Source organism: Micromonospora sp. NPDC049257 (genome assembly GCF_040678915.1).
In the GTDB taxonomy this organism is placed as follows: Bacteria; Actinomycetota; Actinomycetes; order Mycobacteriales; family Micromonosporaceae; genus Micromonospora; species Micromonospora antibiotica.
In genome coordinates this window covers 75,326-97,625 of sequence record NZ_JBFAQU010000022.1, presented here as the reverse complement: position 1 = coordinate 97,625, position 22,300 = coordinate 75,326, and the positions used below count along the sequence as shown (strand labels likewise).

General features: G+C 72.7%; 27 protein-coding genes. 16 read left to right on the top strand and 11 right to left on the bottom strand.

Features of this window, described 5'->3' with window-relative positions:
- Positions 1-59 precede the first annotated feature (59 nt).
- The 5 genes from AB0K25_RS25365 to AB0K25_RS25345 all read right to left on the bottom strand — a co-directional run bounded on the left by AB0K25_RS25365 (position 60) and on the right by AB0K25_RS25345 (position 2,553).
- Positions 60-554: a TspO/MBR family protein gene (locus AB0K25_RS25365; protein ID WP_219464394.1), complete on the bottom strand. Its 495-nt coding sequence runs from the start codon at positions 552-554 to the stop codon at positions 60-62.
- A 211-nt stretch (positions 555-765) separates the two neighbouring features.
- The gene (locus AB0K25_RS25360) at positions 766-909 is read right to left on the bottom strand and encodes a GPGG-motif small membrane protein (protein WP_007464364.1); all 144 of its coding nucleotides are present in this window, start codon (positions 907-909) and stop codon (positions 766-768) included.
- A 42-nt stretch (positions 910-951) separates the two neighbouring features.
- Positions 952-1,674, bottom strand: a complete 723-nt coding sequence (locus AB0K25_RS25355; protein ID WP_219464393.1) for a metallophosphoesterase — start codon at positions 1,672-1,674, stop codon at positions 952-954.
- A 10-nt stretch (positions 1,675-1,684) separates the two neighbouring features.
- The gene (locus AB0K25_RS25350) at positions 1,685-1,951 is read right to left on the bottom strand and encodes a hypothetical protein (protein WP_208568467.1); all 267 of its coding nucleotides are present in this window, start codon (positions 1,949-1,951) and stop codon (positions 1,685-1,687) included.
- Positions 1,948-2,553 (bottom strand): nucleotidyltransferase, encoded by a 606-nt coding sequence (locus AB0K25_RS25345; protein ID WP_208568468.1) that lies wholly within the window; start codon positions 2,551-2,553, stop codon positions 1,948-1,950. Before AB0K25_RS25345 ends, AB0K25_RS25350 begins: the two co-directional genes overlap by 4 nt.
- A gap of 156 nt (positions 2,554-2,709) precedes the next feature.
- On the opposite strand from AB0K25_RS25345, the gene AB0K25_RS25340 reads away from it, so the two are divergent.
- From AB0K25_RS25340 to AB0K25_RS25325, 4 genes are all read left to right on the top strand, one after another.
- Positions 2,710-3,453: a thymidylate kinase gene (locus AB0K25_RS25340; RefSeq protein ID WP_219464391.1), complete on the top strand. Its 744-nt coding sequence runs from the start codon at positions 2,710-2,712 to the stop codon at positions 3,451-3,453.
- Positions 3,454-3,603: 150 nt separating this feature from the next.
- Entirely contained in the window at positions 3,604-4,518 is a 915-nt protein-coding gene (locus tag AB0K25_RS25335; RefSeq protein ID WP_363823081.1) for a MurR/RpiR family transcriptional regulator, read from the top strand.
- A 71-nt stretch (positions 4,519-4,589) separates the two neighbouring features.
- Positions 4,590-5,489 (top strand): N-acetylmuramic acid 6-phosphate etherase, encoded by a 900-nt coding sequence (locus AB0K25_RS25330; RefSeq protein ID WP_219470319.1) that lies wholly within the window; start codon positions 4,590-4,592, stop codon positions 5,487-5,489.
- 492 nt (positions 5,490-5,981) lie between these two features.
- Positions 5,982-6,971: a sigma-70 family RNA polymerase sigma factor gene (locus AB0K25_RS25325; RefSeq protein ID WP_208568471.1), complete on the top strand. Its 990-nt coding sequence runs from the start codon at positions 5,982-5,984 to the stop codon at positions 6,969-6,971.
- Positions 6,972-7,099: 128 nt separating this feature from the next.
- Here the strand turns inward: AB0K25_RS25325 and AB0K25_RS25320 are convergent, their stop codons facing one another.
- Entirely contained in the window at positions 7,100-8,083 is a 984-nt protein-coding gene (locus AB0K25_RS25320) for a C40 family peptidase (RefSeq protein ID WP_219464390.1), read from the bottom strand.
- 483 nt (positions 8,084-8,566) lie between these two features.
- Here AB0K25_RS25320 and AB0K25_RS25315 point away from each other — a divergent pair, with 483 nt between their 5' ends.
- On the top strand, positions 8,567-9,085 hold the full coding sequence (locus AB0K25_RS25315; protein ID WP_363823078.1) for a DUF6232 family protein: 519 nt from the start codon (positions 8,567-8,569) through the stop codon (positions 9,083-9,085).
- Positions 9,086-9,097: 12 nt separating this feature from the next.
- Here the strand turns inward: AB0K25_RS25315 and AB0K25_RS25310 are convergent, their stop codons facing one another.
- Positions 9,098-9,427 carry a DUF3817 domain-containing protein gene (locus AB0K25_RS25310; protein ID WP_208568474.1) on the bottom strand — a complete coding sequence of 110 codons (330 nt, stop codon included), beginning with the start codon at positions 9,425-9,427 and terminating at the stop codon, positions 9,098-9,100.
- 24 nt (positions 9,428-9,451) lie between these two features.
- The gene (locus AB0K25_RS25305; protein WP_219464388.1) at positions 9,452-9,874 is read right to left on the bottom strand and encodes a hypothetical protein; all 423 of its coding nucleotides are present in this window, start codon (positions 9,872-9,874) and stop codon (positions 9,452-9,454) included.
- Positions 9,875-10,002: 128 nt separating this feature from the next.
- Between AB0K25_RS25305 and AB0K25_RS25300 the strand changes: the two genes are divergently transcribed.
- Genes AB0K25_RS25300 through AB0K25_RS25290 form a run of 3 tightly spaced genes read left to right on the top strand, consistent with a single transcriptional unit; the run spans position 10,003 to position 11,237 of the window.
- The gene (locus AB0K25_RS25300; protein WP_363823075.1) at positions 10,003-10,323 is read left to right on the top strand and encodes a DUF6158 family protein; all 321 of its coding nucleotides are present in this window, start codon (positions 10,003-10,005) and stop codon (positions 10,321-10,323) included.
- Entirely contained in the window at positions 10,323-10,640 is a 318-nt protein-coding gene (locus AB0K25_RS25295) for a hypothetical protein (RefSeq protein ID WP_219464387.1), read from the top strand. Before AB0K25_RS25300 ends, AB0K25_RS25295 begins: the two co-directional genes overlap by 1 nt.
- Positions 10,641-10,694: 54 nt before the next feature.
- Positions 10,695-11,237, top strand: a complete 543-nt coding sequence (locus AB0K25_RS25290) for a DUF1360 domain-containing protein (RefSeq protein ID WP_219464385.1) — start codon at positions 10,695-10,697, stop codon at positions 11,235-11,237.
- Between the two features lie 66 nt (positions 11,238-11,303).
- On the opposite strand, the gene AB0K25_RS25285 is transcribed toward AB0K25_RS25290, so the two are convergent.
- From AB0K25_RS25285 to AB0K25_RS25275, 3 genes are all read right to left on the bottom strand, one after another.
- Positions 11,304-11,513, bottom strand: a complete 210-nt coding sequence (locus tag AB0K25_RS25285) for a hypothetical protein (RefSeq protein ID WP_219464383.1) — start codon at positions 11,511-11,513, stop codon at positions 11,304-11,306.
- Positions 11,514-11,577: 64 nt separating this feature from the next.
- Positions 11,578-11,820: a hypothetical protein gene (locus AB0K25_RS25280; RefSeq protein ID WP_363823072.1), complete on the bottom strand. Its 243-nt coding sequence runs from the start codon at positions 11,818-11,820 to the stop codon at positions 11,578-11,580.
- A gap of 37 nt (positions 11,821-11,857) precedes the next feature.
- Entirely contained in the window at positions 11,858-12,961 is a 1,104-nt protein-coding gene (locus AB0K25_RS25275) for a 3-deoxy-7-phosphoheptulonate synthase (protein ID WP_208568481.1), read from the bottom strand.
- A 313-nt stretch (positions 12,962-13,274) separates the two neighbouring features.
- Here AB0K25_RS25275 and AB0K25_RS25270 point away from each other — a divergent pair, with 313 nt between their 5' ends.
- From AB0K25_RS25270 to AB0K25_RS25235, 8 genes are all read left to right on the top strand, one after another.
- Positions 13,275-14,429: an alkaline phosphatase PhoX gene (locus AB0K25_RS25270; RefSeq protein WP_357534943.1), complete on the top strand. Its 1,155-nt coding sequence runs from the start codon at positions 13,275-13,277 to the stop codon at positions 14,427-14,429.
- A 54-nt stretch (positions 14,430-14,483) separates the two neighbouring features.
- A complete protein-coding gene (locus tag AB0K25_RS25265; RefSeq protein ID WP_307799436.1) occupies positions 14,484-14,753 on the top strand; it encodes a hypothetical protein in 270 nt (89 codons plus the stop codon).
- A 313-nt stretch (positions 14,754-15,066) separates the two neighbouring features.
- Positions 15,067-16,359 carry a pitrilysin family protein gene (locus AB0K25_RS25260; RefSeq protein ID WP_363823068.1) on the top strand — a complete coding sequence of 431 codons (1,293 nt, stop codon included), beginning with the start codon at positions 15,067-15,069 and terminating at the stop codon, positions 16,357-16,359.
- Entirely contained in the window at positions 16,356-17,702 is a 1,347-nt protein-coding gene (locus AB0K25_RS25255) for a pitrilysin family protein (protein WP_363823065.1), read from the top strand. Before AB0K25_RS25260 ends, AB0K25_RS25255 begins: the two co-directional genes overlap by 4 nt.
- A 317-nt stretch (positions 17,703-18,019) precedes the next feature.
- Positions 18,020-19,045, top strand: a complete 1,026-nt coding sequence (locus AB0K25_RS25250) for an aspartate-semialdehyde dehydrogenase (protein WP_357534941.1) — start codon at positions 18,020-18,022, stop codon at positions 19,043-19,045.
- Positions 19,046-19,189: 144 nt separating this feature from the next.
- The gene (locus AB0K25_RS25245; RefSeq protein ID WP_363823062.1) at positions 19,190-19,606 is read left to right on the top strand and encodes a CBS domain-containing protein; all 417 of its coding nucleotides are present in this window, start codon (positions 19,190-19,192) and stop codon (positions 19,604-19,606) included.
- A gap of 216 nt (positions 19,607-19,822) precedes the next feature.
- The gene (locus AB0K25_RS25240) at positions 19,823-20,194 is read left to right on the top strand and encodes an SCP2 sterol-binding domain-containing protein (protein ID WP_208568487.1); all 372 of its coding nucleotides are present in this window, start codon (positions 19,823-19,825) and stop codon (positions 20,192-20,194) included.
- Positions 20,194-22,254, top strand: coding sequence for a glycogen debranching N-terminal domain-containing protein (locus AB0K25_RS25235; RefSeq protein ID WP_357534938.1), 2,061 nt, complete (start codon positions 20,194-20,196; stop codon positions 22,252-22,254). The genes AB0K25_RS25240 and AB0K25_RS25235 overlap by 1 nt, the downstream gene beginning before the upstream one ends.
- Positions 22,255-22,300: the final 46 nt, after the last annotated feature.

Sequence of the window (22,300 nt, the reverse complement as noted above, 5' to 3'; positions counted from 1 at the left end):
CGGGGGCGGGTCCGCCCCCGGCCCGACGACGACCCCCGGGCCGCCCCGGGGCGGCGACGTCAGCTGTTGAGCTGCCAGATCGAGAAGTTCAACGCGGCGGCGAAGGTGACCCAGGCCCAGTAGGGCAGCAGCAGGGCCGCCGCCGGCCGGGAGATCCGCCAGAAGGCGACCACCGTCACGGCGATCGCCAGCCACATCAGCACGATCTCGGCGAAGGCCAGCCCGTAGCGGCCCGCGCCGAAGAAGAGCGGGGTCCAGATCGCGTTCAGCACCAGCTGGACCACCCAGGCCCAGACCGCCGGGCCGAAGCCGACCCGCCGCCAGACCAGCCAGCCGGCGACCGCGATCAACGCGTAGAGCAGGGTCCAGACCGGGCCGAACAGCCACGAGGGTGGGGCCCAGGCCGGCTGGCGCAGGGCGGCGTACTCGTCGCTGGTGCCGGACACCCCCAGCCCGCCGATCGCGGCGGCGACGGTGACGGCCGCGCCGAAGGCGAGCAGCATCCACCAGGTCCGCGCGGTGCCGGTCCGCCGGTCGCTCCGGGTTGTCTCCATGGTCAAGATATTTCCCCGGTACGCCCCGGCAAAAACCCGCCCCCGGCCCGGCGGGGGCCGGCCCGGTCGCGTCACCGGGCAGCGGTCGCTCCGGGCGGGGCACCACCCCCGCACAGCAGGACGCCGGGGTCGTCGGTGCCGGAGGCCCCTGTCTGGGAGGACGGGGCTTCCGGGGGCGACGACCCCGGCGGGTCAGGTGCGGGTACCGGCGTCAATTGAAGATGCTGACACCACCCGGGCCGACCAGAAGGCCGACCACGATGAGGACGATGCCCCACAGGATCTGCCGGCGGAACAGCGCGAGGATGCCGGCGACCACGAGTACGACTGCGAGAATCCAGAGAATCAGCTCCATGGCTGCTGAATACCCGGCTGCCCGAGCCCGAAAACCTGCTCCTCAGTCGATTTGATCTCCCAGGTGGAAGACGCTGTACGCCTGCTTGATCACCGGATGGGCGACGTTGCGTACCCGCACCCCGCCGGGGGTGACACCGCGTTCGGTGCCGGCGTGCGCGTGGCCGTGCAGGGCGAGCGCCGTCGGCGCCGAGTCGATCGCCTGACCCAGCTGGTACGACCCGAGGAACGGGTAGATCTCCAACGGCTCACCGGCCAGGGTGTCCGGCACCGGGGCGTAGTGGGTCAGCGCGACGAGCAGGTCGCAGTCCAGCCCGCGCAGCGCCTCACCCAACGCCGCCGCGCTCTCGTTGCTGGTCCGGACGAACGACTTCATCTCCGGCTCGCCGAAGTCGCTGGCGCACCGGCCGGCGAACCCGCCGCCGAAGCCCTTGACGCCGGCCACCCCGAGCCGGCCGCCGGGGCACTCCAGCACCGTGCCGGTCCCCTCCAGCACGGTGATCCCGGCGTCCTGGAGCACCTTGACCACCTGCGGCACCTGGTCGCACTGGTGGTCGTGGTTGCCGAGCACGGTGACCACCGGCACCCCGAGGCCGCCGAACTCCTGGGCGACGCAGCGCGCCTCGGCCTCGGTGCCGTGCCGGGTCAGGTCACCGGCGAGCAGCAGCACGTCGGCGCAGTCGGGCAGCTCCTCCAGGGCCGGGCGGAACCGGCCCAGCACGTCGGCGTCCAGGTGGACGTCGCCGACGGCGGCGATCCGGATCATCGGGTCCTCCTCACGGCAGCTCCTCGACCTGGGCCGGCGCCTGGGCGCGGATCACCCCGATGTCGCTGGTGATCGCCTCGTCCGGGAACCGTTCGGCCACCCGACGCAGGATCTCGGCCCGCCGTTGCGGGCTCTCCACCTCGCCGGTGAGGACCAGGCCGCGTTCCCGACGGGCCACGGTGATGCCCTGCTCGGCGACGTCCGGGTCCTCGGTCAGCAGCCGTTGGATCGCCGCCTCGACGTACTCGTCCGGCGGGCCGGCGCTGTGCTCGGTCACGGGGTCTCCCTCTCCTCGGGGATACGGGCGTACGGCACCGGCGTCCCCCCGTACGGGACGACGTCGAGCCGGTCCAGCAACATCAGGAACGCTTCGGCGTACGGCGAGTGCTGGGTCTCCTTGCGTACCCGCTCCCAGTCGATCTGTTCGCGCAGCGACCGGGCCAGCGGCAGGCCCCGGGCGAAGTCGCAGTAGTGCTGGGAGAAGCTGAGCAGCTTGTGCACCATCAGCCGGGTCGCCGACAGCACCGGCATCCGGATGGCGTCCACCGGGCGGATCACGGTGTCGGCGAGGGTCTCGTGCGTCACCGGGGTCTCCACCGGCCGGTGGATCAGGTCCACCATCCGCCCGTCGTCGTAGACCTTGACCAGCCAGTCCTCTGGCGGGCGTTCGGCGGTGAAGCCCTCGTCGGTCAGCGCCTCCAACGCCCGCTCGACATGCTCCTCGGGGAGCAGGAAGTCCACGTCGTGCTCGCTGGAGTGGCCGCCGTGCGCATAGACGGCGAAGCTGCCGCCGAGCGCGAAGGGGATCTCGTTCTGCTTGAGCACGGCGGCGACCCGCTTGAGGGTGTGCAGGAGGCTGACGTCCCCGCGCTCGGCCATCTGGTCTCTCCCGTCGGTGGATGGTCGGTGGGAAATGACGTTGCGTACCCGGCTGCCCGCCCGCCCACACCTGGGCCGGTGGACCGATGCGGTCATCGCCCCCATCGGGGACCCGATCGGGCAGCGGGTGTGCGCGGGTCGGATAGTCTGTGCAGGGTGGCCAGATCACGGCGCGCGACCGACGGTAGGCCCCGACTGCGTCGCGTCGCGTTGATCGGCATCGACGGTTCGGGCAAGACCACCCAGGCGCACCGGCTCGCCGCCGCGCTGACCTCGGCCGGGCTGCCGGCCACCTACCACCGCAACGCGAGCGGTCGGCGTTGGCTCGGCCGGGTCGCCCACCGGTTCGGCCGCTCCGACGCACAGGGGCTGGTGGGCCGGGACGGGATGCTCGCCGTGGAGTCCGTGCTGCGCTGGCTGGCGATCGCCGCCGCGCTGCTCAGTTGCCTGGTGACCGGGCGGACCGCCGTGATGGACCGCTACTCCGCCTGCCAGTACGCCAGCATCCGGGCGCACGGTGGGCAGCGGTGGGAGCGGCTGGCGCGGGCTGGCTACCGGGTCTTTCCCGCGCCGCAGGTCACCTTTCTGCTCACCGTCGACCCGGTCGAGGCGTACCGGCGCATCGAGCGACGGGGTGAGGACCACGAGACGATGGGCTGGTTGACCGCCGCCGACGCGGCCTACCGGTCGTTGCCCGAGTACCCGGGTTTCGTGGTGGTCGACGCGGGAGGCGGGCCGGACGAGGTGTCCCGGCGGATCCGGGCGCACCTGGCGCGTTGGCTGCCGCCGGAGGAGGGGGCCGGCCCGGTGGCCGTTGATCCGCCGGACGACACCGGACCGTCCGCCCCGGCGACCGACGGCGTCGGGCGGGAGCCGGTCGCCGCCCAGGCCCGACCGTAGACCGAGGCGATTCCACCGGACCGGCCGAGGTGCGTCAGGCTGCGCAAATGGGAGTCTGTGCCGGAACGCCCCCGGTGCCGGGGGATACTTCCTGTCGGATACGCGCGGTCATGGTTGACGGCTCGCGGCTCATGAAAGTAAGTTTCATCCGTGGCGAAGAGTCCGAAGATTTCTGTGAGTCACGAGCCGGGTGGGCTGATCGTCCACATCAGCGGCCTGCTCCCGTCGCTGTCCCCCGCCGAGCAGCGGGTCGCCCGCCTGGTCGTCGCCGACCCCGCCGACGCCGCCCGACGGACCATCACCGACCTCGCCACCGCCGCCGAGACCTCCGAGGCCACCGTCATCCGGTTCTGCCGGTCCGTCGGCATGGACGGCTATCCGCAGCTGCGGATCCGGCTCGCCGCCGAGGCCGCCCGCCGGATCGAGCCGCCGGACGCCCGGGTGGTCGGTGGGGATATCCCGCCCGGCGCCGACCTGGCCCAGATCATCGCCACCATCGCCTTCAACGACGCCCGGGCCGTCGAGGAGACCGCCCAGCAGCTCGACCCGGCCGTCTGCGAGCAGGTCGTCGAGGCGATCGGCGGCGCGGGCCGGATCGAGGTCTACGGTGCCGGCGCGAGCGGGTTCGTCGCCTCCGACTTCCAGCAGAAGCTGCACCGCATCGGCCGGATCGCCTTCTCCTTCCCGGACGTGCACACCGCGCTGACCTCCGCCGCGCTGCTCGGCAAGGGCGACGTGGCGGTCGGCATCTCGCACACCGGCACCACCTCCGACGTGATCGAGGTGCTCGAACAGGCCCGCACCCGGGGCGCGGTCACCGTCGCGCTGACCAACTTCCCCCGATCGCCGATCACCGAGGTCGCCGACTTCGTCCTCACCACCGCCGCCCGCGAGACGACGTACCGCTCGGGCGCGATGGCAAGCCGGCTGGCGCAGCTCACCGTGGTCGACTGCCTCTTCGTGGGGGTGGCCGCCCGGAACCGGGCACGGGCCCGCCGGGCGCTGGAGGTCACCGCCGAGGCGGTGCGGACACACCGGGTGGGCGGCAGTCGGAGGCGTTCGTGACCACCGGCCCGACCGGGCCGGACGACACGGTGGAGCAGCAGGGCACCGAGGGTGTGGTCGACCTGCGGCCGGTGGTCCGGGTCGGTGCGCCCACCGAACGGCGCAACCCGTACAGCACCGATCTCGACCTGATGTCGACCCGCGACGTGCTCACCGTCATCAACGACGCCGACCGGCGGGTGCCCGCGGCGGTGGCGGCCGTGCTGGACGAGATCGCGGTGACCGTCGACCTCGCGGTGACCGCGCTGCGCGGCGGGCACCGGGTGCACTACTTCGGCGCCGGCACGTCCGGCCGGCTCGGTGTGATCGACGCCGCCGAGCTGGCCCCCACCTTCAACTCGCCGCACGGCTGGTTCTGCGCGCACCTGGCCGGTGGCCCGGACGCGATGTGGCAGGCCGTCGAGGACGCCGAGGACGACCTGCGCGGCGGCGCGGCGGAGGCCGCCCGGTGCGTGGCCGCCGGGGACCTGGTGGTCGGACTGGCGGCCAGCGGGCGCACACCGTACGTCCTCGGTGCGCTCGGTGCGTCCCGGGAGCGCAGCGCCTCGACCGTGTTGCTCTGTGCCAATCCGGAGGTCCGGGCAGCCGGCGAGGTCGACGTGGTCATCGGGGTCGACACCGGCCCCGAGGTGGTGACCGGTTCGACCCGGATGAAGGCGGGCACCGCGCAGAAGTTGGTGCTGAACACCTTCTCCACGGCGGTGATGGTGCGACTGGGTCGGGTCTACTCCAACCTGATGATCGACATGGTGGCCACCAACGCCAAGCTGCGGGGCCGCATGATCTCCATCCTGATCGAGGCGACCGGGTGCACCGAGGAGGTCTCCCGGCGGGCCCTGCACGAGGCCGACGGCGACCTCAAGACCGCACTGGTCTCGCTGCTCTCCGGTGCCGAGATCGCCGTGGCACGGGCCGCGCTGGCCCGTACCGCGCACCAGGTCCGTGGCGCGATCGCCCTGCTCGCGTCCTGATCCGTCCCGGTTCCCACCCCCGAGCCGCCCGGTGCGGTGCGGTTCCCGACCCCTGCCGTGGCGTCCCACCGGCCCGGACGCCGGGCCGTAGTGATGGAGAACACCGTGCCACCGGGACGTCCGTCACGACGCCGATTGTTGTTCGGGGCGTGGGGTAATCCAGGAGTGCCGGATGAACCAACCGGTCCACCGGCCCGTATCTGGCAGTGACCGGGATCGCCGTCGGACGGTGACGAGGGTCGCTCCGGGTCGGAGTGTCGCAATGGCGCGACACTCGGAATTCGGTCGGCGACACCACGTCCCACCAGCGCCGACCCGGAGGACGTCAGCAGTCCCACGGGGAGGCTGACAGCAAACGTGGACCGGGCTTTCAGCTGGCACTCAGGCATTCGTGACACTTTCGACTCACGACATGGAATCCCCGACCCGTCCGAACTGTTGTGCAGGTGTCAGCACCGGCTGGGCAGCGGGGGAGGGCTGATGGACGTGGGGATGGCAAGGAACCGGGCAACCGGCGCGAGCGAGGGGACCGTGGACACCGTGGACAAGAACATCGGCATGCGAACCGACGAGGTCGCCGAGGAGCGTGACCTGGTCGGCGTCTACCTTCACGAGATCTCCCGGACGCCACTGCTGGACGCCGCCAAGGAGGTCGACCTCTCCAAGGCGATCGAGGCCGGGCTCTACGCCGAGCACCTGCTCGGCGAGGACCGGGTTCCCGACGGGGCCGACCGGGACGACCTGGAGCGGCTGGTCGTCGAGGGGGAACGGGCGAAGGATCTCTTCATCCGGGCCAACCTGCGGCTGGTCGTGTCGATCGCCCGCCGGTACGTGCGGTCCGGGATGCCCATGCTGGATCTGATCCAGGAGGGCAACACCGGTCTGGTGCGCGCGGTCGAGAAGTTCGACTACGAGCGGGGCTACAAGTTCTCCACCTACGCCACCTGGTGGATCCGTCAGGCGATCAGCCGGGCGATCGCCCAGCAGGAGCGTACGGTGCGGCTGCCCGTGCACCTGGTCGAGGACGTCAACCGGATGCGCAACGTGGCCCGCCAACTCACCCGTGAGCTGGGCAGCGACCCGGAGCCGGAGCAGATCGCGACGGCACTGGGCGTCACCGTGGAGCGGGTCAACGAGCTGCGGCGCTGGTCGCAGGACACCGTTTCGCTGGACACCCCGGTCGGCGACGACGGCGACACCAACCTCGGTGACCTGGTCGCCGACAGTGACGCCCCGTCGCCGGAGGACATCGTCCTCACCGGGTTGGAGCGGCAGCGCATCGAGGGCCTGCTCAACCACCTCGACGACCGGTCCGCCGGCATCATGCGGGCCCGGTACGGCCTGGAGGACGGGCGGGAGCACTCGCTGACCGAGGTCGCGTCGCGCTTCTCGCTCTCCCGCGAGCGGATCCGGCAGTTGGAGATCCAGGCGCTCGGCCGGCTACGCGAGCTGGCCCGCGCGGAGGGCCTCCAGGCGGCCTGAGTCGGCCCGGTCGGGCGTACCACCCGACCCGAACCGAGCGGCCCGTCAACGGTATGAGCTGGTAGTAATGACGGCGAACGGCCGGCGTCCGATAGGGGGACGCCGGCCGTTCGCCGTTGCCGTACCGGTCAGCGGACCCGACCGTAGCCGGCGATGCTCATCATGTTCATCTTGCGTTTGAGCACGTTGCGGCCCGCGCTCGGCGCGTCGATCACCTGACCGCCGCCGACGTAGAGGGCCACGTGCCCCAACCCCGAATAGAAGACCAGGTCGCCGGGGCGTAGCTCGCCACGGCTGACCCGGGAGGTCGCGTTCCACTGCATCGCCGCGTTGTGCGGCAGCCGCTTGCCGGCGGACCGCCACGCGGCCAGGGTCAGGCCGGAGCAGTCGTACCCGTTGGGTCCTTCGGCCCCCCAGACGTACGGCTTGCCGATCGCGCCGTAGGCGTACCGGACGGCGGCTCCGGCGCTGCCGGAGACGGCCGGTGCGTCGGGGGTGTCGGCGGAGGCGGAACTCTTCGGCTTCTTCACCGGTGCCTCGGTCGCCCGACCGTACGCCGCCCGGCGCATCTCGTAGAGCTCCGCCAGGTCCTGCTCGATGCGCTTCTTGGTCTTGGCGACCGCCCGGGACTGGGCGGCCTGCCGGGCCAGGGTGCTGTCGAGGCGGGCCTTCTGGTCGAGCAGCGCCCGCTGGTCGGCGGTGTATCCGTCGATCTGCTGTTGGCGGTGCCGGGTGAGCTGGTCGAGGGTGCCGAGCCGGTCGACCAGCGAGCCTCCGGCCGGGTCGAGGATCGCCTCGGCGGTGCGCAGCCCACCGGTCTTGTAGGCGGTGGCGGCGATCTGCCCCACGGCGGCGCGGCTCTGCGCGGCCTGGGCCTCCAGCGGGCCGATCCGCGCGTGCAGACCGGCTGCGGTGGCCTGATTCGTCTTGATCTCCTCGTTGAGCTTGTTGTACGACTCGACGATCCGTTCCAGCTCCGCCGAGGACCTCTCGATCCGGGCGGTGAGGTCGGCGACCGACGGTTCGGCCCGGACCGGCGCCGACGGGGCGATCAGCGCGGCCGACAGGCCGGCGACCGCCAGGGTTCGCAGCAGCATCCGTAAGGACGACAAGAGCGGAAGACTCCTCTCCCACCGGTCACCGGAGGATGCTGAGCCCCCGGTGACACCGGCCGGGCCCGTCCGGATGGACGGCCGTTTACCGTGCCGGCCCGATCAACCTAACCTGTGGCGGGAGTGACGCGCAGACAAAGCCGCGGCGAATGTTGGCGGAGCGCTGCGGCGGGTCGTTGTGGCAGGTGGCGCCGGTGGTGCCCGGCGGACGACCGGGCATCGACTTCTGAGTGGTTGGCGAGGAAGGTCCCATTCGTCGTTCCAGACGGATGCCGGCGTGGATCGAGACGGTAAAGCCGGATAAAACCGAATTGGTGGTCAGATGCCGGCGGTCGGGTAGGTGGCGCTCGTCGGAACTGTCGGAAATCGGAGCGCGGGCCGGGCGTGCCGGCAACAGAATGGAGCCCCGGCCGGGAATCCCGCCGTGCGCAGATGGCGTCGCGGTGGGGTCCACCGGCCCCGCCGGCCCCCTGGGAGGACGCCGTGCAGGCAGACCGCACCAGCACCCGACCGCCGCCACGCTGGTCCCGACCGACCACCCTGTTGTACGCCCGGCCCGGGATCGTGGTGACCACCGAACGGTTCACCGCCGGCCGGAGCAGCTACGCCGTCGCCGACCTCACCCACCTACGGACCGGACGGGGGCCGCACGACCGGCTCGCCGCCCGGATCGTCACGCTCGCCGCCGTCGGCGCGGGCACGGCCGGTGTGCTGCTCGGTTTCACCGGAGGGCTGGAGCGGCTCACCGCCGGGGCATACCTGGGGCTGGGCGTGGTGTGCCTGCTGCCCGTGCTGCTGGTGCTGCTCGGGGACCGCTGGCGGCCACCGGCCCACGAACTGCACGCCCACTGCCACGGCACCGAGCTGCTGCTGTTCAGCAGCGACGACCGGGAGCAGTTCGACCAGGTGGTCGACGCCCTGCACCAGGCCCGCGAACAACACCGCTACCCCGACGCCGACGACCCGTCACCCACCACCCGCCACTGGCGACCGACCCGCTGACACCGGCCGCCGTCAGAGAGCCGCGGGCTCCGGCGTACGGGGGTGCGCGGTGGCCGCCAGCTCGCGGGTCACCTTCCGCTCCGCCACGAACGACACGAACGGCACCGTGCCGGCGAGCATCACCAGCAGCATCCGCTTCAACGGCCAGTCCACCCGACGCCCCAGATCGAAGGTGGCGGCCAGGTAGAGCAGATAGAGCCAGCCGTGTGCGGTGCCGACGACCGCCACCACGATCGGCTCGTCGAACGCGTACTTCAGTGGCATGCCGATCAGCACCAGCACGGCCAGCGCCACGCCCACGATCCAGGCGATCACGCGGTACCGGGTAAGGGCTCCGCCCACCGTCGTCCGTCCTTCCGACCGGCCTCAGCCGGGATAGTCGCCGGGCCTCGCGCCCGGATTGTCGTTCAACCAGGTCAGATAGCGGTTGTACGCGGCCAGGTCGGCGTCGTCCGCACCGTCGGCCGGGGCGGCCGGCACCCGGGTGACCCGCACCGGGCGGCGTACCGTCGGGGTGGCCGGTCCGGGGGAGGCCGCCCCGCTGGGGTCCGGCGCGGTGGTCGACGGCGACCCGGCGCGCGGACCACGCAGCGTGTGCCGGACCTCACGCCACCAGACGAAGACCACGAAGCCGGCGAAGATCGGCCACTCCACCGCGTACGCCCAGCTCAGCGTGTTGCCGGAAGCGGCCCGGCTGATCTGCCACCAGCCCAGCGCCAGGAAGCCCGTCACCAGGACGACCAGGGCCACGTGGCGGAGGATCCACGCCGGTGTCCAGAGCCGCTTCATGCCGTCGAGGGTACCGGGACGGCACGCCGTCTCCGACGCGGCGTCGTAGCCAGCGCGCCGACGGGTTTGGTGACACCTGGTCTGGGCAACCGTCTAGACACCAGCCCAGTCGAACCCGAGGGGGCGACATGACCGCATCAGCGCACCGGTCCGGCGACGGCAGCCCGGAGCAGCGCATGCCCGAGTGGGACGGCGACCACGTCCACCACCCGACCACCGTGCTCTCCGAAACCGACGGCGAACTGATCGGGGTGGACCCGGCCGAACTCGGCGACGACGACCTGATCCGAGAACTGCAGAGCCTGCACCGCACCCGGCTCGACACGCTCCGGCACGCCGCCGACTCGGCGCTCGCCAACCACCTGCGGCGCACCGCCGAACTGGAGACCGAGTACCTGGCCCGGCACCCCGGCCGCGAGGTGGACCCGCACCGGCTGCGGGGGGTGTGATGGCCACCCCCGCCGAGCGCGGCATGTCCGCGCCGCCCGAGGTGGTGTTCAGCACCGCCACCGACCCCGACCGGATCGACGCCTGGTTGCCCGCGCCGCTGCGGGCCGACGGCGCGGCCCCGACCAGTCGGTACGACCACGAGTTGCGGGCCCGCTGGGACGGCCCGGACGGGGCGGCCGAACTGGAGGTCACCCCGGGCGACTCCGGCGGTGCCCGGGTGCGGCTGGAACTGCCCGCCGGGTCGGCCGCCGGGCTGGCCGACGAGTCCCTGGCCAACCTCGAACGCGAGGTCGCCGAGAACCTCACCGCGGGTTGATCCGACGGATGCCACGAACCGCCCACTGATGCGAACGACGAGCGAGGAGCCCCGGTGACCGACGGTGGTCTGAAGCAGAAGGTGGCGCGACTGCGCCAGGCGTACGCGCCGCACGAGCACCGGCCGCTGGGCGGCTACCTGGCCGCGATGGGCACCTACGCCGGGGTGACCGCGTCCATCGCGGCACTGGTGAAGGTGACCGGCCGGCCGGTGCCCGAACGGCCCGCCCCGGGCGACGTGGTGCTGCTGGCCGTCGCCACCCACAAGCTGAGCCGGCTGCTGTCCAAGGACGCGGTGACCAGCCCGCTACGGGCCCCGTTCACCCGCTACGACCGCCCGATCGGCAGCGGCGAGGTGATGGAGCAGGTCCGCGACCAGGGCAGCTCCACCCGGCACGCGATCGGTGAGCTGCTCAGCTGCCCGTTCTGCCTGGCCGTGTGGGTGGCCACCGGGCTCACCGGCGGCCTGGTGCTGGCCCCCCGGCTGACCCGGCTGGTGGCGACCGCGCTGACCGCCGTCGCCGCGTCCGACTTCCTCCAGATGGGGTACGCGGTGGCACAGCAGGCCGCCGAGGGCGGCCGGCACGACGAGGGGTGACCCGTACGCGGAAGGGGCCGGCGGATCGTGTCCGCCGGCCCCTTCCCGTCATCCGTCGCCGCCCGCTCAGGTGGGGGTGGTGCCGTGGTCCTCGCCCGCCCAACCGCGCGACGCCTCCGGTTCCCGCTCGTCGGCGTCCGCGCCGGTGATCACGTCCCGGTCGACGGCGGTCCGGTCGTGCTCGTTGGCGAAATCCGGCTCGGGCAGGGTGTCCAGTCCTTCGGGGGGCTGGCCGAGGGCCGGCACCCGCTCGTGGTGTTCCTCATGGTCGGACATCTCGATCTCCTCTCGGCAGCCGGCGGCGTGACCCCGGCATCCGGCTCACCCCGGTGACGGCCGGTCAGCCTGCCGACCCACCAAGCAGGTCGGCCACCTCGTCCACCGCGTACTCCCCCTCGGGGAGGGCGGCGACCCGGGTGAGCAGCTCCGCCGGCAGGTCCGCGCCGACCGCCGAGCGGTAGATGTCGGCCTGGCTGAGCCGTTCCTGGCCGTGGTAGATCTCGTCCAGCAGCTCGTCGAGCTGCCGGAGGTCCGGCTGGTCGGTCCCGGGCAGGTCGCCGGTCATGGGCGCGTCGTCGGTCACCCCGCCCTGCTACCCGGGGCCGAAACGGTCAAACCCGTCAGGCCGGGGTGGGCAGGGTGGCCCGGCGGGCCCGGACGGCGGCCCCGAGGTGCTCCAGCACCTCCGCGGTGGTGTCCCAGTCGATGCAGGCGTCGGTGACCGACCGGCCGTAGGTCAGCTCCCGGGTCGGGTCCAGGTCCTGGCGGCCCTCCAGCAGGAAACTCTCCAACATGATGCCGACGATGCCGCGCTGACCGGCGGCGAGCTGGGCGGCCACGTCGGCGGCCACCCTCGGCTGGTTGCGGTGGTCCTTGCCGCTGTTGGCGTGGCTGGCGTCGACCACCAGCCGCTCCGGCAGCCCGGCCGCCCGCAGCAGGTCCAACGCCCCGGCCACCGACTCGGCGTCGTAGTTGGGTCGGCCCCCGCCGCCGCGCAGCACCAGGTGCCCGTCGGCGTTGCCCCGGGTGTGCATGATCGCCGGGGTGCCGGAGACGTCGATGCCGGGGAAGACGTGCGGCACCCCGGCGGCCCGGATCGCGTCCACGGCGGTGCCGATGCTGCCGTCGGGGCGGTTCTTCATACCGATCGGCATGGACAGGCCGGAGGCGAGCTGCCGGTGCACCTGGCTCTCCACCGTCCGGGCCCCGATCGCGCCCCAGGCCACCGTGTCGGCGATGTACTGCGGGGTGATCGGGTCGAGGAACTCGCAGCCCACCGGCAGCCCCAACCGGACCACGTCGCGCAGCAGCGCCCGCGCGGTACGCAGGCCGGTGTTCACGTCGCCGGAACCGTCAAGCGCCGGATCGTTGATCAGGCCCTTCCAACCCACCGTGGAACGCGGCTTCTCGAAGTAGACCCGCATCACCACCAGCAGGTCGTCGGCGTGCCGGTCGGCAGCCTCGCGCAGCAGGTGCGCGTACTCCAGTGCCGCCGCCGGGTCGTGCACCGAGCACGGGCCGACCACCACCAGCAGCCGGTCGTCGGCGCGGTCCAGCACCCGGCCGACGTCACGCCGACCGGCCAGCACGGCCGAGGCCAGCGGCGGGTCCAGGGGCAGCTCGTGCAGGAGCAGGGCGGGGGTGGTCAGCGGCACGACACGGTCGATCCGCTGGTCGATGACCGCGCCGTTGTCCGGGGTGGGCCCGTTGTCCGGGGTCGTCACGGTGGGAGTCCTTCCGCCGACCGTGCCCGGGGCCGGTGCCCGGGTCGAGCCGGCTGCTCGTAAACAGAAGGGCAGGAAGCTCAAGGCTCCTGCCCGGCCGGCTCGAAACGCGGTGACGTCAGCTCATGGTGAGGTCACCGGCTCCGCAGCCGGCTGCCTAAACCATCGATACGTACGCGTCACGCCGGCAAGCGTACCCGAGGCGGAGGCAAGGACTCATCCGCCCGTCGGCCAACCCTCGTCTGACGTTCATCTCCGGCACTGCCACCGTCGGTAACTTCGGCGGCACCGCTCGCATCCCCCGGAGGTTCCGATGGACCGTCGTACCGTCCTGCGCGCCACCGTCGCCGGTGGGGCCGCCGCCTTCGCCGGCAGCCTCTGGTCCGGCGCCGCGTCCGCCGCACCGGCCCAGCCCGGCACCGGCCCCTACGGGCCGCTCGGCAGCGCCGACGGCAACGGCCTCCAACTCCCCGCCGGCTTCACCAGCCGGGTGATCGCCCGCTCCCGGCAGACGGTGCCGGGCACCTCGTACGCCTGGCATCCCGCGCCCGACGGCGGCGCCTGCTTCGCCGCCGGCACCGGCTGGATCTACGTCTCCAACTCGGAGGTCACCCCCAGCGGCGGCGCGTCGGCGGTGCGGTTCGCCGCCGACGGCACGGTCACCTCCGCGTACCGCATCCTGTCCGGCACCAACCAGAACTGCGCCGGTGGCGCGACCCCGTGGGGCACCTGGCTGTCCTGCGAGGAGATCAGCCGGGGCTTCGTCTACGAGACCTACCCGCAGGGCGGCACCGCCGCGGTGCAGCGCCCCGCGCTGGGCCGGTTCAAACACGAGGCGGCGGCGGCCGACCCGGTCCGCCAGGTGATCTACCTGACCGAGGACGAGACCGACGGCTGCTTCTACCGGTTCCGCCCCACCGTCTGGGGTGACCTCTCCGCCGGCACCCTGGAGGTGCTGGTCGCCGGCACCGCCACCAGCGGCCCGGTGAGCTGGGCCCGGGTGCCCGACCCGGACGGCTCGCCGACGGCCACCCGCAACCAGGTCGCCGGGGCGAAGCGGTTCACCGGCGGCGAGGGCTGCTGGTACGCCGACGGCACCTGCTGGTTCACCACCAAGGGCGACAACCGGGTCTGGGCGTACGACGCGGTCGGCCAGCGCATCGACCTCGCGTACGACGACTCGCTGGTGACCGGCGCCGCCCCGCTGACCGGGGTGGACAACATCACCGGCACCCGCTCCGGTGACCTCTACGTCGCCGAGGACGGCGGCAACATGGAGATCAACCTGATCACCCCGAGCGGGGTGGTGACGCCGTTCCTGCGGATCACCGGGCAGTCCTCCTCGGAGATCACCGGGCCGGCGTTCTCCCCCGACGGCAGCCGGCTCTACTTCTCCTCCCAGCGCGGCACGGCCGGCATCTCCGCCGGTGGCATCACCTACGAGGTGCGCGGCCCGTTCCGTTCCTGACCACACCCACCCCCGCCCCGCCTCCCGGGTGGCATGTGTGAAGGTTCGTTGCGGGTGGGGGAGTTTGTGGCGTGGCGGGGGCGTCGATGGGGTATCGACATCGACATGATGACCCACGAGCAGAGCGACCAGGAACGGGTGGAGTCCCGGGCCCACCTGCTGCCCGAGGAGGCGGCGGTCGGCAGCGACGACCCGCAGGCCCAGGCCGAGGCGATCCTCGCCGAGTCGGATCTCCGCGAGGCCGACCAGGGGGCCGCCCCCGACACGGTGCTGGAACACCGCACCTCCGAAGAGACCGTCCCCCCGATCGAACCCCCCGACTGACCCGTCCGACTGACCCGCCCCGCCCCGGCCGCTGCCCTGTTCCTGTCCACGGCTCACCAGTCCAGTCCCGTCCTGATCCATTCCGTATCGCGCTGGCCCGTTCCAGTCCCGTCCTGATCGGAAGCGGGATGGCCGGGGCGAGGGGCGGCCGGGCGGTCAGGAGCGGGATGGCCGGGGTGCGGGGCGGCGGGGGCGAGGGCGGTCGGGCAAGAGATGGTCAGGGCAAGAGGTGGTCAGGAGTGGGGTGGCGGCGCGGCGTGGCCGGGTGACGACACGTCGCCATCGCGACCTGGAGATCGGATAGCGTCGGGTCATGCCCGACAGCGGTTACCCCTGGCCCATCGAGACGACCCGACTGGACAACGGCCTGCGCGTGGTGGTGAGCGAGGACCGCACCGCCCCGGCGGTCGCGGTCAACCTCTGGTACGACGTGGGCTCCCGCCACGAGCCGGCGGGCCAGACCGGCTTCGCCCACCTCTTCGAGCACCTGATGTTCGAGGGCTCGGTCAACGTCGCCAAGACCGAACACATGAAACTGATCCAGGGTTCCGGTGGCTCACTCAACGCCACCACCAACCCGGACCGCACGAACTACTTCGAGACCGTCCCGGCCGAGCACCTGGAACTGGCCCTGTGGCTGGAGGCCGACCGGATGGGCGGGCTGGTCCCCGCGCTGACCCAGCACACCCTGGACAACCAGCGGGACGTGGTCAAGAACGAGCGTCGACAGCGCTACGAGAACGTCCCGTACGGCGACGCGTGGCTGCGGCTGCTCCCGCTGCTCTATCCGCCGGGGCACCCTTACCACCACGCGACGATCGGGTCGATGGCCGACCTGAACGCCGCCGACCTGGCCACCTTCCAGGCGTTCCACCAGACCTACTACGCGCCGGACAACGCCGTGCTCACCGTGGTCGGCGACGCCACCGCCGCCGAGGTGTTCGCGCTGGCGCAGCGGTACTTCGGGGCGATCCCGGCCCGTGGGGACATCCCCGCCGCGCCGGACGGCCACACCGTCGCCCGCACCGGTCGGCCCGCCGTCGAGACGGTCACCGCCGAGGTACCGGCCGCCCGGGTGTACGTCGCGCACCGCACCCACCCGTTCGGCAGCCCCGGCTACGACGTGGCCACGGTGGCCGCCACCGTGCTCGGCAGCGGCCGGGGCAGCCGGCTCTACCAGCGGCTCGCCGACGGCGAACGGCTCGCCCAACCGGACCTGGTCGGCGCGTACGGGGTGGATCTGGCGCACGCCCCGGCACCGGTGATCGCCACCGCCACCGCCCGCCCCGGGGTGGGCGCGCAACGGCTCGCCGCAGGGGTCGCCGAGGTGGTCGACGAACTCGCCACCGTGCCGGTCACCGCCACCGAGCTGGACCGGGCCAAGGCGCTGCTCAGCACCGCGTGGTGGCGGCAGATGGCCACGGTGGACGGCCGGGCCGACGCCCTCGGCCGGTACGCCACCCAGTTCGGCGACCCGGCGAAGACCGCCGACCGGCTGCCCGGCTGGCTGTCGGTGACCGCCGGGCAGATCGCCGAGCTGGCCGCCGACCTGCTCACCCCCACCGACCGGGTGACCCTGACCTACCTGCCGGAGGAGACCTCATGACGCTGATCACCACCCGGCCGGGCCCGGGCACCGCCCGCCCGTACCGGTTCCCGACGGTGGTCCGGCGGGACGTCGCCGGTGGCCGGGTGGTCGCCGCGCACCTGCCCGGCCAGAATCTCGCCGTGGCGCTGCTGCTGCTCGACGCGGGCGCCGGCCGGGAACCGGTGGGCAAGGAGGGACTCGGCGCGGTGCTGGCCAAGGCGTTGGAGGAGGGCACCGCGCACCGGGACGCCACCGGTTTCGCGCTGGCCGTCGAGGGCCTCGGCACCGAACTGGCCACCGGCCTGGACTGGGACACCTTCCAGGTCAGCGTGCAGGTGCCGGTGGACCGGCTCGGCGCGGCCGTGGAGTTGCTCGCCGAGGCGGTGCGGACGCCCCGGCTCGACCCGGACGACGTGCGTCGGGTCCGCGACGACGAGGCGACCGCGTTGCGGATGGACTGGGCCAACCCCGGCCCGCGCGCCGACGCGGTGTTGCGCGCCGACCTGTTCGGTGCGCAGCACCGGTGGGGCCGTCCGCTGTACGGCGACCCCGACTCGGTCGCCGGACTGGACGTGGAGGACGTCACCGTCTTCCACTCCGAGTGGTTCCTGCGCCCCGGCACCCTGGTCGTCGCCGGTGACCTGGACCGGCTCGACCTGGACGCGTTGGGCGCGGCGGCCTTCGCCGGCACCGGCGGCGGTCCCGTCGAGCGGGGCGGCCCGATCGAGGTGCCGTTGCCCACCGGCCGGCGGATCATCCTGGTGGACCGGCCCGGGTCGGTGCAGTCCACGCTGCGGCTGGGGCACCCGTCACCGCACCGCGCCCACCCCGACCACGTGCCGATGACGCTCGCCGGCACCGTGCTGGGTGGGGCGTTCACCTCCCGGCTCAACCACCTGATCCGCGAGGTACGCGGCTACACGTACGGCATCCGGGGCGACTTCGCCTCGTCCCGCCGGTTCGGCCGGTTCGCGGTCAGCTCCGGGGTGCAGACGGCGGTGACCGCGCCGGCCCTGGTCGAGGCGGTCGGCGAGATCACCCGTACCCGGGTGGGTGGGGTGACCGAGGACGAGCTGGCGGTGGCCCGGTCCTGGCGGGCGGGCCAGCTCTCGGTCGAGTTGCAGAGCCCGCGGGCGATCGCCTCGGCGTTGACCACCCTGGTCGTGCACGACCTGCCCGACGACTACCACGCCCGGTTGCGGGAGGCGTTGCTCGCCGCCGACGTGGCGCAGGTCTCCGCGGCTGCCGCCACCCATCTGCACCCGGAGGCGTTGACCCTGGTCATCGAGGGCGACGCGGCACTGATCCGCGACGAACTGGTCGCCTCCGGCCTCGGCGAGGTGACCGACCACGCCGGTTGACCGGCGTCCGGCGGGGTGAGCGGCCATGCCGGTGGGATGGCGTCCGGCGGGTGCGTGGCCACGGGGGTGAGGACCGGGTGGTGCCCGGGGCGGTGTGATTCCGGTCGCGTCGCCCCGGGCCGGCCGGGCCCGGCCGGCGGCGCGGATGCTGCGGCCGGACGGCCCGGTCGCGGCCGATCCTGCGGGAGTTCGGGGCGTACCGTCGGGTGGTTTGCGGTCCGGTGGCCGGCCGGGGCGGCGGCCCGACGGGCGGGCGGCGATCCGGGCGGTGGGAAACGTTTCCCGCCGTGGGCCTGCGGCTGGGTAGCCTCGCGGGCATGAGGATCGGCATTGTGGGAGCCACCGGCCAGGTCGGTGGGGTCATGCGGCAGGTGCTGGCGGAACGCGAGTTCCCGGCGGAGCAGGTGCGGTTGTTCGCCTCGGCCCGGTCGGCCGGGCGCACTCTGCCCTGGCGGGACGGCGAGGTCGCGGTGGAGGACGCGGCGACCGCCGACTACTCCGGGTTGGACATCGTGCTCTTCTCCGCCGGCAAGGGCACCGCGAAGGAGTTGGCCCCCCGGGTCGCCGCGACCGGCGCGGTGGTGATCGACAACTCGTCGGCGTTCCGCACCGACCCGCAGGTGCCGCTGGTCGTCGCCGAGGTCAACCCGCACGCGCTCGCCGACCGGCCGAAGGGCATCGTCGCCAACCCGAACTGCACCACGATGGCCGCGATGCCGGTGCTGCGCCCGCTGCACGACGAGGCCGGGCTGATCAGCCTGGTCGTCGCCACCTACCAGGCGGTCTCCGGGGCCGGCCTGGCCGGGGTCGCCGAGCTGGACGAGCAGGTCCGCAAGGTCGTCGAGGGGGCCACCGCACTGGCCCACGACGGGTCTGCCGTGGAGTTCCCCGCGCCGCGCTCCTTCGCCCGGCCGATCGCCTTCAACGTGCTCCCGCTGGCCGGTTCGATCGTCGACGACGGCTCGTTCGAGACCGACGAGGAGCAGAAGCTGCGCAACGAGAGCCGCAAGATCCTGGAGATCCCCGAGCTGAAGGTCTCCGGCACCTGCGTCCGGGTGCCCGTGTTCACCGGCCACTCGTTGCAGATCAACGCCCGGTTCGCCCGGCCGATCACCCCGCAGCGGGCCCGGGAGCTGCTCGACGGTGCGCCCGGGGTGACCCTGTCGGACATCCCGACGCCGTTGCAGGCGGCCGGCCAGGACCCGACCTTCGTCGGCCGGCTGCGCGCCGACGAGACCGTCGAGCACGGCCTCGCGCTGTTCTGCGCCAACGACAACCTGCGCAAGGGTGCCGCGTTGAACGCGGTGCAGCTCGCCGAGCTGGTCGCCGCCGAGCTGCGTTGACGGTCGCCGGGCTGCGTTGACGGTCGCCGGGCCGCGCTGATGGTCGCCGGGCTGGACTGACGGCTGCCGGGCTGCGCTGAGCGGGGTGTTACCTGCTCGGGGCCGGCGGGTAGACCGCCGTGCCGACACCGAGAGGGGAGCACCATGACAACGGTCGGAGAGTTCATGACGACCCGGTTGGTGACGATGGACGGCAACGACACCCTCGCCGCCGCCGCGCAGGAGATGCGGGACAGCGCCATCGGTGACGTGGTGGTGACCAGGGGTGACGATGTGGTGGGGATCGTGACGGACCGGGACATCACGGTCCGGGGGGTGGCCCAGGATCTGGACCCGAACCGGGCCCGGCTCAGCGAGATCACCAGCCGGGACGTGATCACGGTCAGCCAGTACGACGACGCGGTTGCCGCCGCCGACCTGATGCGCACCTACGCCGTACGCCGGCTGCCGGTGGTGGACGACGGTCGGCTGGTGGGCCTGGTGTCGATGGGTGATCTCGCGGTGGAGCGGGAACCCCAGTCGGTGCTCGCGGACATCAGCGCCGACGACCCCAACAACTGACCTGCCGCCACGGCCACGACGCCGGGCCCCCGGGAACCTCCGGGGGCCCGGCGTCGTCGCTGTCTGCGGGTGCCGCTGGCCGCCCTCCGCCGGGTGGGGCCGGGCCGGCCGCCGGGCGGGCGGGTCCTCACCCGATCCGGGCGAGGTTGGCGGCGAGCCCGGCGGGCACCCGGTGCGGGTACTGGCAGGCGCATGGACGACGGGGGAGAGGGCCCGATGGTGGACGCGACCACGAGGTTCTTCGAGAGCCTGGACCGGCGGGAGCACGAGCCGCTGCTGAACAAGGCGGTCGGGACGCTGCGCTTCGATCTGCACGAGGGGGCGCAGACCACCCACTGGCTGCTCCGGGTGGACCGGGGAGACCTGACGGTCAGCCAGGAGGACCGGGAGGCGGACACCGTCGTCGGCACCACTCCGGCGCTGTTCGAGGAGATGGCCGCCGGCCGGGAGAACGGACTGGCGGCGGTGCTGCGCGGCGACATGACGGTGACCGGTGACGCCCGGCTGGTGGTCCAGATCGAGCGGATCTTCCCCGGCTCCCCGGACGCCCGGGGGCCCCGCGGCCGCCACCAGCGGGAGGTGCGGTGATGGGACAGAGCAACACGATCCGGATCCTGGACGGCAACACGTTCGTCGTCTCGGAGGAGACCGGTGACATCGAGGCGACGCCGAGCGAGCCGACCGGCCTGTTCTCCCTGGACATGCGGTTCCTGTCCCGCTGGGTGCTGACGGTCAACGGGGAACGGCTCAACGCGCTGTCCTACGACGACCTCCAGTACTACGAGGCGCGGTTCTTCCTGGTGCCCGGGATGGCCACCCACTACGTCGACGCCAAGCTGTCGATCATCCGGGAACGCGCGGTCGGCGGTAGCTTCCGCGAACAGTTGACCATCCTCAACCACGACGAGAAGGCGGTCGACCTGGAGGTCCGGATGGACGCCGGGGCCGACTTCGCGGATCTCTTCCAGGTCAAGGACGAGATCCTCAACAAGAAGGGCGAGTTGTACGCCGAGGCCGAGTCCGACCGGCTGCGATTGGGCTACCGGCGGGGCAACTTCGTGCGGGAGACGGTCATCTCGTCGTCCCGGCCGGCCCGCTACGACCGCAACGGTTTCGTGTACTCGGTGCACCTGGAGCCCAACGAGCAGTGGAACGCCGAGATCGACGTGCAGACCTTCGCGCTCGGCCCCGGGGGCCGGGACCTGCGGCTGGGGGTGACGGCGCACGGCCACGAGCGGCTCGCCCTCCAGCACGACCTGGAGGAGTGGATCGCCAAGGCACCCAAGGTCAACAGCGAGCACGACAAGTTGGCCGCCATCTACCGGCGCAGCCTGGTCGACCTGGCGGCGCTGCGGTTCGCGCCGCTGTCGCTGGGCGGCCAGACCCTGCCCGCCGCCGGCCTGCCCTGGTTCATGACCATGTTCGGGCGGGACAGCATCCTGACCTGCCTGCAGGTGCTGCCGTTCGCCCCGGAACTGTCCAAGACCACGCTGCGGATCCTGGCGTCGCTGCAGGGCAGCCGGTTCGACGACTTCCGCGACGAGGACCCGGGCCGCATCCTGCACGAGATGCGCTACGGCGAGACGGCCGCGTTCGAGGAACAACCGCACTCGCCCTACTACGGCTCCGTGGACGCCACCCCGCTGTTCGTGGTGCTGCTCGACGAGTACGAGCGGTGGAGCGGGGACGCCGCGCTGGTCCGGGAGCTGGAACGGGAGTGCCGGGCCGCGCTGAGGTGGATCGACGACTACGCCGACCTGGCCGGCAACGGCTACATCTGGTACGAGCGGCGCAACACCGAGACCGGCCTGGAGAACCAGTGCTGGAAGGACTCCTGGGACTCCATCTCGTACGCCGACGGCAGCCTGCCGCCGTTCCCCCGGGCCACCTGCGAGGTGCAGGGCTACGCGTACGACGCGAAGGTGCGGGCGGCCCGGATGGCCCGGGAGTTCTGGGGTGACCCGGCGTTCGCCGACCGGCTGGAGCAGGAGGCGGCGGCGCTGAAGGAACGCTTCAACCGGGACTGGTGGGTGGCCGACGGGGAGTACTACGCGCTGGCCCTGGACCCGGACGGCCGACAGTGCGACGTGCTCAGCTCCAACATCGGGCACCTGCTGTGGAGCGGGATCGTCGACCACGACCGGGCCGAGAAGATCGCCGAGCACATGGTCGGGCCCCGGCTGTTCACCGGGTGGGGGGTGCGGACCCTCGCCGAGGGGGAGGTGCGGTACAACCCGATCGGCTACCACAACGGCACGATCTGGCCGTTCGACAACTCCTTCATCGCCTGGGGCCTGCGCCGGTACGGCTTCGCCGAGGAGGCCGCCACCATCGCCAGCGGCATCCTCGACGCGGCCACCTACTTCGACGGGCGGCTGCCCGAGGCGTTCGGCGGCTACCCCCGGGAGCAGACCAAGTTCCCGGTCGAGTACCCGACGGCGTGCAGCCCGCAGGCCTGGTCGACGGGGGCGCCGCTGCTGCTGCTGCGCACCATGCTCGGGTTGGAGCCGCACGAGGGGCACCTGGCGGTGGAGCCGGTGCTGCCGGTCGGGATGGGCCGCATCGAGGTGTTGGACATCCCGGGTCGCTGGGGGCGGGTGGACGCCTTCGCACGGGGCCGCCTCGACCTGGACAGGCTGGCCGACTGACCGGGGTTGCGCCCGTCGGCCGGGGTCGGCCGGGGGTCCCGCTGCG

Bases quoted from the DNA above. Each gene is read 5' to 3' on its own strand.
- AB0K25_RS25365 (WP_219464394.1), bottom strand. From the start codon at position 554: ATGGAGACAACCCGGAGCGACCGGCGGACCGGCACCGCGCGGACCTGG.
- AB0K25_RS25260 (WP_363823068.1), top strand. From the start codon at position 15,067: ATGCCCGACAGCGGTTACCCCTGGCCCATCGAGACGACCCGACTGGAC.
- AB0K25_RS25250 (WP_357534941.1), top strand. From the start codon at position 18,020: ATGAGGATCGGCATTGTGGGAGCCACCGGCCAGGTCGGTGGGGTCATG.
- AB0K25_RS25300 (WP_363823075.1), top strand. From the start codon at position 10,003: ATGACCGCATCAGCGCACCGGTCCGGCGACGGCAGCCCGGAGCAGCGC.
- AB0K25_RS25285 (WP_219464383.1), bottom strand. From the start codon at position 11,513: ATGTCCGACCATGAGGAACACCACGAGCGGGTGCCGGCCCTCGGCCAG.
- AB0K25_RS25245 (WP_363823062.1), top strand. From the start codon at position 19,190: ATGACAACGGTCGGAGAGTTCATGACGACCCGGTTGGTGACGATGGAC.
- AB0K25_RS25360 (WP_007464364.1), bottom strand. From the start codon at position 909: ATGGAGCTGATTCTCTGGATTCTCGCAGTCGTACTCGTGGTCGCCGGC.
- AB0K25_RS25235 (WP_357534938.1), top strand. From the start codon at position 20,194: ATGGGACAGAGCAACACGATCCGGATCCTGGACGGCAACACGTTCGTC.
- AB0K25_RS25255 (WP_363823065.1), top strand. From the start codon at position 16,356: ATGACGCTGATCACCACCCGGCCGGGCCCGGGCACCGCCCGCCCGTAC.
- AB0K25_RS25240 (WP_208568487.1), top strand. From the start codon at position 19,823: ATGGTGGACGCGACCACGAGGTTCTTCGAGAGCCTGGACCGGCGGGAG.
- AB0K25_RS25305 (WP_219464388.1), bottom strand. From the start codon at position 9,874: ATGAAGCGGCTCTGGACACCGGCGTGGATCCTCCGCCACGTGGCCCTG.
- AB0K25_RS25295 (WP_219464387.1), top strand. From the start codon at position 10,323: ATGGCCACCCCCGCCGAGCGCGGCATGTCCGCGCCGCCCGAGGTGGTG.
- AB0K25_RS25355 (WP_219464393.1), bottom strand. From the start codon at position 1,674: ATGATCCGGATCGCCGCCGTCGGCGACGTCCACCTGGACGCCGACGTG.
- AB0K25_RS25270 (WP_357534943.1), top strand. From the start codon at position 13,275: ATGGACCGTCGTACCGTCCTGCGCGCCACCGTCGCCGGTGGGGCCGCC.
- AB0K25_RS25325 (WP_208568471.1), top strand. From the start codon at position 5,982: ATGGCAAGGAACCGGGCAACCGGCGCGAGCGAGGGGACCGTGGACACC.
- AB0K25_RS25345 (WP_208568468.1), bottom strand. From the start codon at position 2,553: ATGGCCGAGCGCGGGGACGTCAGCCTCCTGCACACCCTCAAGCGGGTC.